This window comes from Psychroflexus sp. MES1-P1E, assembly GCF_002836055.1.
In the GTDB taxonomy this organism is placed as follows: domain Bacteria; phylum Bacteroidota; class Bacteroidia; order Flavobacteriales; family Flavobacteriaceae; genus Psychroflexus.
The window spans coordinates 1-11,223 of the sequence record NZ_PJBS01000099.1 but is presented as its reverse complement, the minus strand read 5'-3'; the positions used below and the strand labels follow the sequence as shown (position 1 = coordinate 11,223).

The window sequence follows — 11,223 nt, the reverse complement described above, 5'->3', positions numbered from 1 at the left end:
TTTATAGATAAAGTCAGCTAGAACAAGATTTTGAAAGCTACATCTTAAGAAAGTAAAAGTGGTGTTTTCAAAAAAAGTTTTGTTTTTACCATCGTTCATTCTTAAAGTGCTTTCAAATTTGCAATTCAAAAACTCAATATCTAAAACACCTTTTTTTGCTAATAATTGAAAAAATAATTGAATATCTGAGTCGTTGAATCTAATAATTAATTTTACATCTGCCAGCCCGATATTATGAAACATACCTCCAGAAGGAAATTTATCTATTGTGGTCAGTTCATTCGCCAATGAAGTAGGGTCTTCAAAAAATCTTTCTTTCATCATTGTGTTATTTTACACAAACATTTGCTGCAGCAGCCTTTTTTAAAAGTTTGAATTAAGTTGTTCTCTAAGATGGCTTCAGATTGGTGGCTCATTTATTCTTCTAAAAAAATGTTTTTATAATTTGCTTCGATGTCTTTTACTTCTTGTTCTTTTAAAGCTGAAAACTCCTTTTTTAAGGCATGTTTAGATAAGTTACCCACCCCTTTCCTCAAAAAGCTCACCAGTAATGAAATGAGCTTATCTGGCATTTCATAATCATCCTCGAGGAATCGTTTAAATTCTTCATAGCGTTCTAAATAGCGGACTTCGGTTGGAATGATATTCTCAATAGTATCTTGCACGCAATCATATAAGAACTCAGCTGGCAAGGTCGCGTCAAAGTAACGGTAATAATCCATTGTTTCATTAAGTACTTCAATATTATTATCAGGAGCTGCTTCCCAATTTATATGTTCCAAAACTGGATGTGAGAAATGTTCCAGAACCTCTTGATAGTCTTTTTTGTGATCTAAAATCGATGCTGAAACTGGAAAAATCATGCCTTGCTGTGTGTAATTCATTTTAGATAAGACGTGGTGAATGATATATCTATGAAGTCGTCCATTTCCATCTACAAATGGATGAATAAATACAAATCCAAAAGCAATTTCTGCAGCCACTAATACTGGATCCATTTCTTGTTCCATCAGTAACTTCTTCGTGCTTGTCCACCCTTCCATCAATTGAAGAAGATTTTCAAATCTAGCTGATATATGATCGGGAATTGGTTCTTGACTTACCTCGTCCCGATCACCAACAAAGCCTTGTTGTTCTCTAATGCCCATTGTTGTGAATCGCGTATTTTCTATCACAATTTGTTGTAGGCGATTGAGCTCGTTAATATCTAATTCATTTATGCCCGCTTGCCCGATCGCTTTTCCCCATCTGGCAGCTCGATTGCTACGTGGCTTTTCGCCCTCAATAGTAAATGAAGCTTTAGAATCTTTCAACAAGAGAAATGCAGATGCCCTTTGTAATAGATCTTTACTTACCCTATCTAGATAAGTGTTCTTTTGTTTCCGAATATCCGATTGGATATATTTTTCAATCTTTTCAGTTTTTCGGATTAGTGGACAATAATTGAGCGTCCCGGGAAGGTTATTAATTATTTTGTGTCTAGGAGAGCTTACACCTTTAATAGCATATTGTAGTTTCTCATCTATAAGTGGTACTGCTTTTTTAATAGCTAAATCAGGAATATCCAGTTTTTCGTCCATGAGCCACTCGTACAAAAACCATACTTTTCTACTGTATTGTCCTGTAGGCTCAATTTGAAGTATTTCTTTTACAGTTGATGCGCCTATACATTCAAATAATTTCTTAAAAACAAGTAAATCTACGCCTTCATATTTTAAAGCAAATACCAAGTGCCTGTAAAGCTCATCATCAATAGCATATCGTTCTCTATATATTTTCCAATTGTCTTTTTCGTAATTTTTTTTGTTGTCACTAATTAAACTCAGTATTTGCGGATAAGGCACGGGTAGCTTATAATGTTCTATGAGGGCTCCATACCCAACCAACATACCTTCCTCAGGCGCTTTTCGCCCATTGATAATTTGTGTCCGGATGGATATGCCTATATGTTTCATGCTTTACTTTTTATCAATTTACGGAAAAACAGGTAATTCAATGGAAAAACAGGTAATAAATTGTGATTATTTGGAAAATTGAGTAAATGCGTGTATTTGGAAAATTGGGTATATGAGCAGAAAACAGGTAATTATTAGCCTTATATTGGAAAAACGGGTAAGTGTTAGGTTGCTCCATTAAACAAATAGTTGTTACAATAGCCCTTTTTTGTTGTCATTGCGAAGGCAGTGAAGCAATCTGTGTGGTCATTACGAGCTAGTGATTGCGAGGCTTTTTAGCCGAAGCAATCTGTCGTCATTGCGAGGCACTTTCACCGAAACCATCTGTTGCTTGTTTCGTTAAATCGCTCCATGCGCTATTCTCCTTTTCTATCAATGCTATTTTCTTGGCTCTACTGCCTGCTTTTAATTGTTTTTCTCTTGCAATGGCATCTCCTATCATTTGAAACGCTTCATAATACACCAACTTATCTAAATTATACCGTGCTGTAAATGATTTTTTATAGTGTTTCTCTTTATGTTGTTGCATGCGCTGCGTTAAATTACTAGTGACACCTACATACAATGTGGTATTGTTTTTATTAGTGAGTATGTAGATATAGCCTGGTTTCATTTTTTATTTCTGTCATTGCGAGCTAGTCATTGCTAGCGAAGCGAAGCAATCTGTGTCGTCATTGCGAGGCGCTTTCGCCGAAGCAATCTGTTTAATGTTTGTACCACACTTCATGAGATTGCCGCGGTCGTACCTCCCTCGCAATGACGTTACACAAACATCTTTTGCAAAAGCCCTTTTTTTTACGCTATTATATTATTTCCATAAGGGTTCTTGTTGCCAATTTGGTTTCATACCTAACGCATGTGGATCAACATTAGGATATGTTGAAAATAAATTATCTAATTGTTGTGTAAAATCGTTGTTTGGTTGTATCACATTTAACATGTATTTCATTAAGCACATATGTGTATATAATTTTTGAAACTCATGTTGCTTTGGTACATCTAAAACCCATGCATTTGGAGGTTTTGAAAGTAATTTGGGAGCTCCAGGAAGGTTTCTATTCCATAGTCTAGAATGGTGTGCACAGAAATTTCGAATTTGTGCTATAGACTGCAACCAACTTGGTAAATAGGTGTGATTTACCGCTCCTAGTTCTTTAGCGATGGTATCTTTTGATTTTACAGTTGGTTTTAAATTACCGTATAATTTAGATAGCGCCCCAAAGCTAGTTTGTTCTAAAGATTTCCAAGCAGGCGGAAAGCGTAAATCTTCCCTATGCTTTTTCTTGTGGTTTTTAATGGTAACATCCTTAGTTCTTGATAATTCTTCTTCTAGCTTTGCAAGCGTTTTTACCAAAGCCATACTATCTGTAAAAAGTGTAAAATTCTGAAACCACCAAGGGTCTATTTCATGTGATAAATGATAAATAAGTTTTGTACGTAAACTAATTTCAATTTTCTCGATAACCTCAAAAAGAAGGATTCTTAATTTTGCATCAAAGTTATACAGCGCTACAACATCTGTAAAATTACTATTAGGTTTGAAAATATGGTTTTTCTTATCCGATTGCATGACATACCAATATTCACCCAATCTGTAATAACTTATGTTAGAAAGATATGCTGTAGCTATAGCCTCGTTTGAAATGGCTAGACCTCTTGTTTTAAGTTGGTCTATTTGTTGCGCTATGGTTATTGCCTGTTTACTAAACATAGGCAGTTTTTTGAAAAGTTAGTAAGAACAGTAACGTATATAAAGCAAAAGACACACCCTGGGACGCTGTTCTAAAGGGTAGCGTGGTGTGTACTGTTAAAGCAAATTTACATGTAATTATCATATTGTCAATACTTTTTAATGTTTTTTTTTAATATAACATACAAAACGTTACTAAATATCTTGTTTCTGTCGGTGTTGACCATACTTATACAAATAGTTGCTGCAGCAACCTTTTTTTTTAGGTTTGGGTAACTTAACTCATTATTATTGAATTCATAAACCAAATTATTTTTCTGTTTTTTTATTGGTTTATTATGTTTGTTACTCCTTAAAATCGCATCAGGTATCTCATCTGGGAAGGCCTTACAACCATTACCAAACTCAAGCCAGTGTTTACATTTGAAACATATTAAATTAATAGTTGAAGTCATTTAATTATATTTTAATGTTCTTTTCATAAGATTGCTTGAGTTTGCTTCGTCCTTCGTCCTCGCAATGACGGTTCGATTGTCATTGCGAGCTAGTCATTGCGAGCGAAGCGAAGCAATCTGTCGTCATTGCGAGGCGCTTTCGCCGAAGCAATCTGTCGTCATTGCGAGGCTTTTTCGCCGAAGCAATCTGTCGTCATTGCGAGGCGCTTTCGCCGAAGCAATCTGTGGTCATTGCGAGCCTCCGTTTCGTCATTGCGAGGCGCTTTCGCCGAAGCAATCTGTGGTCATTGCGAGCCTCCGTTTCGTCATTGCGAGGCTTTTTCGCCGAAGCAATCTGTCGTCATTGCGAGCCTCCGTTTCGTCATTGCGAGGCGCTTTCGCCGAAGCAATCTGTGGTCATTGCGAGCCTCCGTTTCGTCATTGCGAGGCGCTTTCGCCGAAGCAATCTGTTTAATGTTTGTAAGACACTTCATGAGATTGCCGCGGTCGTACCTCCCTCGCAATGACGTTACACAAACATTTGCTGCAACAGCCCTTTTTTAAAGGTTTGGGTTTGGGTTATTTGATTATTGACACTTTCTATTTTAGTGTCGATACTCGATAAGTAGGTAGCGATTTTTTGTTGTTCTGGTAGAGTTGGTACTTTAATGTCTATGTTCAAAAAATCAATAACTCCAATATTTAACAAACCGTGATTTCTAGCACCTTCTTGAGCTACCTTTTCCAATTCAATATTTTGTCTTCCGAATTCAAAGTATTGTTCCATAAAATCTAAAGAAACTTTATCATTAAATTCGAAACAGATATACAATGTAGAAACTACACCCTTATCGTATCTATTCAATCTTTTTATCGCACCCATTGGATAACCAGTAGAGTAACTTTTGTTATAAGCAAATTCATCTCTATGAAGTAAATAATAATTTGTTACATTTTTAGCAGAAACAGATTTATTAAAATATTCTAATTGACTTATTAATCCTTGTTGTGCAGAAATCGTTAATACATTTAAATTATTCTCTTTGTTTTTACGCACTACACGTTTAGCGACATCACTTAGTTGTTTCTCTTCCCAATCTGGGAATTCTGCTTTATTTTGAGCAGATTGCTTGAGTTTGCCGCGTCGTTCCTCCTCGCAATGACTGGCTCGCAATGACGTTTCATTTGTCACGTCTGGTTTAAAGCGAAGCTGGCCAGAGAAGAGTTGTTGCATGACGCCTTTTTTGTAGTGCTCCAACAAGGCCTTCTTTTTGGTGAGCTGCTGTATTTTTTTATCTATTGCAGATAAAAAGGAGGCTATTTTTTGTTGTTCGGGGAGGGATGGGAGATTTAGTTTTAAATTCGAAACTCTTCCAGCAGATAAACTTAGAACTTTTGTTCCTTGCGCTATTGTCATTATTTGCTTCCTTAATTTCCAAGATTTAAGCAAAAAACTCATGTAGCCCAAAGCTGTACTTTCTGACGATGGTCTTGCTAAGAATGTGTGCAAACCAGCTAATAATTTTTCATTATTAATATCAATAAGCTCAATAGACTTTCCAATATCTGCATAATCTTCAGATGCATCTGCAATAACTAAATCACCAACTTTACAATAAGAGTCTTCCTTAATTTTTGCTAAATCTACATCGTCATTAATCAATGGAACATATTCGTTAGCTAAATGAAATTGAGTTTGAAATTTTGTATGAATATCACCGTAATGGATATTTCTAACTTCGCCTTTATCGTAATTCAGTTTATCTCTGGAAAGTGAATTTGTAGTATGAAACTTATAATCGTCTCCAAACAAAGTTTCCTCAATACACCCTTCAAATTCCTTAAATCGTAATGCTGGTTCGAGAGGATGCGATTGCTTGAGTTTGCTTCGTCCTTCGTCCTCGCAATGACTAGCTCGCAATGAGGGTTTGTTATCGATATGTGTTGTTTCGGTACTCATAGTTGCACGAAGGATAGAACGGTTTGTGTGAGCTCATTTTGCTTTTTTGCAAAATAGCGAGTAGTGATAGCCTGACCTGTAAGGGCGTGCCCTAATACTAATTTATATGTTTTGTTTTTGTTCATTTCGTTTTTTTAGGTCTTTGCGAGCGCAGCGTGGCAATCTGTTGAATCCGTGTTCCTAACCCACAGATTGCTTCGGTCGTTCCTCCCTCGCAATGACGGTTAGAACGGGGTGTCAATTCCTAATTGCTTACAGTAATCGGCTATGGTGGCATCGGTGCTTCGGCTACGCTCAGCAACCTCTTTAAGTTGACGGCTTACCTCAGACAAGTCTACGGGGTCTTCTTCTTCGAAGGTATCTACATAACGCGGGATGTTGAGGTTGTAGTCGTTTTCTGCTACTTCTGTCAGTTGGGCTACATGGCTGTATTTATCTTCGGCAGTTCGGTTTTTGTAGGTATCCATGAGTTTAGTAATGTCCTCTTCACGCAAGTAGTTCTGCGTTTTTACCTTTTCAAAATGTTGACTCGCATCAATAAATAAAAGGCTGTCCGCCTCGGACCTGTCTTTTTTTAGCACCAAAATACAAGTAGGAATACTGGTTCCGTAAAAGATGTTGGCTGGCAACCCTATGACAGCATCGAGGTAGTTGCGGTCTTGGATGAGGTATTTACGGATGTGCCCTTCGGCGCCTCCTCTAAACAATACGCCGTGTGGTAGCACTAAAGCCATCGTTCCGTTATCGGCTAACTGATGCACCATGTGTTGCACAAAGGCAAAATCGGCCTTAGAGCTTGGTGCTAGTTTTCCGTAGTTAGAAAAACGGTCGTCACTCATAAATAAGGGACTTGCGCTCCACTTGGCTGAGAATGGCGGATTGGCGACAATGGCTTCAAAACGTTGGTCTATATGTTGTGGTCGCTCTAGGGTATCTTCATTTTTAATGTCGAAACGCTTGTAATGCACATCGTGCATAATCATGTTCATTCGGCACAAGTTATAGGTGGTAGGGTTCATTTCTTGTCCGTAAAACGCAGCTACTCCGTTTACTTGTTTGGCGACGCGCAATAACAAAGAACCTGATCCACAGGTAGGATCGTATACCGATTTCAGTTGGTCTTTACCCACCGTTACCAATTGTGCCAGCACATTAGATACTTGCTGTGGGGTATAAAACTCGCCTGCTTTTTTTCCTGCGCCAGAGGCAAATTTACCGATAAGGTATTCGTAGGCATCGCCCAGTACATCGCTATCAGCGTTTTCTAAATCGAAATCAATCTCATCTAAATGCGAGAGTACTTTTACGATGAGTTCGTTTTTGTCATTCTCTGATTTACCGAGTTTAGAACTGGTTAAATCTAAATCTTCGAACAGGTTACCAAAGTCTTCTTCACTTTCAGACCCCATGGTGCTTTGCTCAATGTGCGTGAGCACTTTGGCAAGGTCTCCCAAAATAAAGTTGTTCTTCCCTCCTAAGTTTCCTCTTTTGGCGAGTTCGCTAAACAGCTCTGATGGCAATAAGAAATAACCGAGCTTATCTAAAGCGGCATCTTTAATGGCTTCTATTAATGCAGTCTCCTGCTCATGGCCTTCTACTTGGTCAAACGTTATTCCGTCTGGTTTTAGGGCTTTATTTGCATAGAGTTCCATTTTGGTACTTAAGTACTTATAGAAAATGAAGCCTAATATATAATCTCTAAAATCATCGGCATCCATTTTACCTCTTAGGGTGTTGGCGATGTTCCAGAGTTGTTGTTCGAGTTGTGCTTTTTGTTCGGTCATTAGGGTGTTTTTAATAGGATACGAATTTATACAATTCTAATATTTTCTAATGTTCTTTATTTCATTTAATGGTGGTTAATGCAAGTGACGTGAAGTAGGGATGCGTTCTTATTGGTTTAGTTGTTTTTACTTGATCTAAAATATCACTTTTTAATCGATTGCCCGCTATTTGTGCTTAACCGATGTTATGTGCTATTTTATAAATCTGGAATTCTTTAAAAATGGAGATAAAATAATGTGCCTAAGCAAAAAGATTCCATTATATAAAAACACCCAACTTCAATTTTAAGTCCGTTTTCCCATTTAATATATTTTCTAGTTCCTTTTCGATATGTTTCTACCATATTATGAAAGTATTCAGCTTTATAAATACTTTTTTTCCTTGCCAATTCATTTTAGATAATATTGATATATTCAGTAGAAATGAGGTGTACATCAATGAAAGTTATCAAAAACGCTGATTATCATTGGTTGAATAGCGAAGATATTCTGTTTTGTAAAACACCACTACCGCTTCTAAAAGAAAGGGGGAAAGTGCTTTTTAAGCAGAGTCAAGAAATTTGTTTTAGCTGTAACATATAAAAAAAGCTTGAACAAGAAGGCCTGATTTACTCACACTCTTACATCGGATTACTGATGAAAGAAATGAGATTAAAAAGTGTTTTAAAAAGAAAATTGTAGTGACAACAAACTCTAACCATCACTATTTAAATGCTGAAAATGAATTAAATAGTATTTTTTAAAGTATTTGGTTTTAGTTTTGATATTTGATAAGTTTTTCAACAATTGCATCGAGTTCTTTATCTATACTCTGAATTGAAATATATGATATACCATCCTCCTTTAATTTTTGCAGATTCTCAATGGATGCATTGTCCATTTCAGTATCCGCTGTTATTATTTCAGGTTCAAGGCGGTGATAATCTTTTTGGTCTTGTTCTTCTAATGTTCCAAATATTTGTTTTAAATGATAGTGGACAGTTTTAGAATTACCAGACATCATTATTTCTATAATGGGTTTAATCCATCCAATGGCTCCCCAATTTTTGGCTTCTTTATAGTCGTAACCTTTGCTTACGCTACCGGTCCCAATAGATACAATCATCATATTTTTAGCAGACGGAGAGTTTTCTATATTTTCAAAAGTCATAGACCTAACTTCTGAATAGGCGACTAATGAAGGGTTGTTCACAAAGACACCACCATCTATTAAAGGATAAAAAGTTCCTATATCGTTTTTAACTCTTGAAGCTTCGAAATAGTTTGGGGCTGCAGATGTAGCTCTAGCGACATCTTTAATTTTAAAATTGTAAGTGTCATTAGTTGATTTGTGCTGCTTAAAAAAATGGGGTTTACCATTTCTTATATCGTAAGAACTAATGATACAGGGTTTTAATAAATTTGATAATTTCAATTCTCCAAAGGTATCTTCAAGAACTTCTTCAAGTTCAGAAGCATTATATTTTTCATCTGTTAGACCATTCACGCTTTTTATTTTTTGCCAAATAGTAGCATCAAATATGTCATCACCTCTATCTAAATAAATGTTTACCGCTTCTTGAGCAGTTAATTTGGGACGGTTTTCTTCATTGGGTGTCAGATAAGCTAAGGCTAATATACCTCCAGTACTTGTACCTGCCATAAAATCAAACATATCAGATAGTTTAACCTTTGGGTCTCCCATTTTCTTTTGAAGTTTTTGTTCGATTTGGGTTAAAACAATACCAGATAAAATACCTCGTATTCCTCCACCGTCTAAGGATAGAATTCTAATCTTTTTCATGATTTTTTTATTTAAATCATATTCTTTTAATAATAGCCAATATTTATATATACTCAATTCAAATCTTAGGTATAGCGAATATACCTATTAAGGGAGTTGTTTTTTTTTAAAAAACAAGGATTGAAATAAAGGGGCTTCCCTACTTGAAAAGCAGAAACCCAAAAGGCGTTACAAGAGCTGAGTAAAACAGAAGCTCTAGACCAAAATAGGGTAGAAGATATTATAAATGATTACTTGTTCAAAGGCAGAATAGCCAATGAAGATGGGGGTATTGAAGCCTTAGAAGATCAACCCAGTGCCTTGTAGAGAGAATCCATAAGCAATCGAATAACAAAAAAGAGACAAGACTTTATCAAGACCTTTGTAAATGGGGTAGCTAATTAGTGAGTACTTTTTATTTTATCACAGTACTTTGTTGTGGTTAGTTTTTCTTTTTTATAATTTTCACAATTCGGTTAATTATAATTTCTGATAAATTCCATTCATAACCTTCAAAATCCGTGGTGTTGATAAATTGAACAACTACCGCATCACTATCTTTGTGATATTCTGCAATACTTTGATAGCCCACTACCAAACCTCCATGGTTATATTCATAAGGATAGATTTCCTGTTCTCCCTCGTTAAATACCGAACCATCGTTTAAGGCTCGCAAAAATATACCCACATCTTCTGCTGTAGCCAACATCCCATATTCACGAGCTTTAAAATCGTCCTCATATCCTACATAATACCCACTCATAACATCATCTAAATCGACTTCTGTAATTGAAAAGAACGTGTTCTTAAGGTCTAAGGGTTCTAATATTTTCTCTTTGATATAATCGCTATGGCTGTAACCTAGCACATGGTCCATGATCCTGCGAAGCAATAAATAATTGGTGTTGGAATATTCATATCCTTGATCTGGGGCAAAGCTGGCAGGCAGATCTAAAGCAAAGTCGAGGGCATTTTGACCATTTCCCTGTTCGTCTAGCCAGTAGGCAGAATTATCTGTGTAATTAGGAATCCCAGACCGATGTTGAACCATCATTTTCAAAGTGATTTCTTCGGCATTTTCTATTCTTCCTTTTAATTCGGGTAGGTAATCTGTTAGCGGCTTATCAAATGCTAAACGCTTTTCTTTGACCAATTTAGTAGCTGCTACAGCGATATATAACTTGCTAATACTGGCTAATTTGAACAATGATTTTGGGTCTGCTGGTATTTTATTTTTTCTATCTTTCCAGCCTCCTGTGTAATATTCCGGTGGTTTTCCTGCTTGGTCCACATAAACAATCATGCCATCAAATCCATGACCAATTGCCTCATTTACCTGTTCTTGAACCGTATCAGGAAGTGGTAAAACCCAAGCCTTTACCAAAATCCATGGTACGAAAAACAATGAGGTTATTGTTCCAACAAGTAAAATGACTCTGAGTATATTGGTTTTTTGTTTGTTCATTATGATATTCGCTTATAGTGTATACAACACTTAAAAAAGTCCTTTTGTATTTTAAAAATTGAAATTTTCAATCTCTGTAGCGTTGAATATTATTGACAGAATGTAATTTTATTTCAAAAGGTTCTTCAAATTTTTGACAACGGCTGATTATACCAATTTAAACCTATAATGTC

The 11,223-nt window shown here is 36.2% G+C and carries 9 protein-coding genes and 1 pseudogene; 1 reads left to right on the top strand and 9 read right to left on the bottom strand.

From position 1 onward, the window contains the following. From CXF67_RS02445 to CXF67_RS02415, 7 genes are all read right to left on the bottom strand, one after another. Nucleotides 1-321: hypothetical protein (locus tag CXF67_RS02445; RefSeq protein WP_145990350.1), on the bottom strand; the 321-nt coding region annotated here is incomplete at its 3' end. Nucleotides 322-416: 95 nt separating this feature from the next. Then, on the bottom strand, nt 417-1,955 hold the full coding sequence (locus CXF67_RS02440) for a Fic family protein (RefSeq protein WP_102087300.1): 1,539 nt from the start codon (nt 1,953-1,955) through the stop codon (nt 417-419). 295 nt (nt 1,956-2,250) lie between these two features. Further along, the gene (locus CXF67_RS02435; RefSeq protein ID WP_102087299.1) at nt 2,251-2,568 is read right to left on the bottom strand and encodes a GIY-YIG nuclease family protein; all 318 of its coding nucleotides are present in this window, start codon (nt 2,566-2,568) and stop codon (nt 2,251-2,253) included. A gap of 195 nt (nt 2,569-2,763) precedes the next feature. Continuing rightward, nucleotides 2,764-3,666, bottom strand: coding sequence for an Abi family protein (locus CXF67_RS02430; RefSeq protein ID WP_102087298.1), 903 nt, complete (start codon nt 3,664-3,666; stop codon nt 2,764-2,766). 128 nt (nt 3,667-3,794) lie between these two features. Further along, nucleotides 3,795-4,100 (bottom strand): hypothetical protein, encoded by a 306-nt coding sequence (locus tag CXF67_RS02425; protein ID WP_102087297.1) that lies wholly within the window; start codon nt 4,098-4,100, stop codon nt 3,795-3,797. Between the two features lie 508 nt (nt 4,101-4,608). After that, a complete protein-coding gene (locus CXF67_RS02420; RefSeq protein ID WP_102087296.1) occupies nt 4,609-6,039 on the bottom strand; it encodes a restriction endonuclease subunit S in 1,431 nt (476 codons plus the stop codon). 224 nt (nt 6,040-6,263) lie between these two features. Then, nucleotides 6,264-7,823, bottom strand: coding sequence for a type I restriction-modification system subunit M (locus CXF67_RS02415; RefSeq protein ID WP_102087295.1), 1,560 nt, complete (start codon nt 7,821-7,823; stop codon nt 6,264-6,266). 386 nt (nt 7,824-8,209) lie between these two features. On the opposite strand from CXF67_RS02415, the pseudogene CXF67_RS18585 reads away from it, so the two are divergent. Then, a pseudogene (locus tag CXF67_RS18585) lies at nt 8,210-8,563 on the top strand (IS3-like element ISPto4 family transposase); the annotation flags it as partial. A gap of 14 nt (nt 8,564-8,577) precedes the next feature. Here CXF67_RS18585 and CXF67_RS02410 read toward each other — a convergent pair. After that, nucleotides 8,578-9,606 (bottom strand): CBASS cGAMP-activated phospholipase, encoded by a 1,029-nt coding sequence (locus CXF67_RS02410; RefSeq protein WP_102087294.1) that lies wholly within the window; start codon nt 9,604-9,606, stop codon nt 8,578-8,580. A 421-nt stretch (nt 9,607-10,027) separates the two neighbouring features. Further along, nucleotides 10,028-11,050 (bottom strand): serine hydrolase domain-containing protein, encoded by a 1,023-nt coding sequence (locus CXF67_RS02405; protein ID WP_102087293.1) that lies wholly within the window; start codon nt 11,048-11,050, stop codon nt 10,028-10,030. Nucleotides 11,051-11,223: the final 173 nt, after the last annotated feature.

Bases quoted from the DNA above. Each gene is read 5' to 3' on its own strand.
- CXF67_RS02440 (WP_102087300.1), bottom strand. From the start codon at position 1,955: ATGAAACATATAGGCATATCCATCCGGACACAAATTATCAATGGGCGA.
- CXF67_RS02435 (WP_102087299.1), bottom strand. From the start codon at position 2,568: ATGAAACCAGGCTATATCTACATACTCACTAATAAAAACAATACCACA.
- CXF67_RS02430 (WP_102087298.1), bottom strand. From the start codon at position 3,666: ATGTTTAGTAAACAGGCAATAACCATAGCGCAACAAATAGACCAACTT.
- CXF67_RS02425 (WP_102087297.1), bottom strand. From the start codon at position 4,100: ATGACTTCAACTATTAATTTAATATGTTTCAAATGTAAACACTGGCTT.
- CXF67_RS02420 (WP_102087296.1), bottom strand. From the start codon at position 6,039: ATGAGTACCGAAACAACACATATCGATAACAAACCCTCATTGCGAGCT.
- CXF67_RS02415 (WP_102087295.1), bottom strand. From the start codon at position 7,823: ATGACCGAACAAAAAGCACAACTCGAACAACAACTCTGGAACATCGCC.
- CXF67_RS02410 (WP_102087294.1), bottom strand. From the start codon at position 9,606: ATGAAAAAGATTAGAATTCTATCCTTAGACGGTGGAGGAATACGAGGT.
- CXF67_RS02405 (WP_102087293.1), bottom strand. From the start codon at position 11,050: ATGAACAAACAAAAAACCAATATACTCAGAGTCATTTTACTTGTTGGA.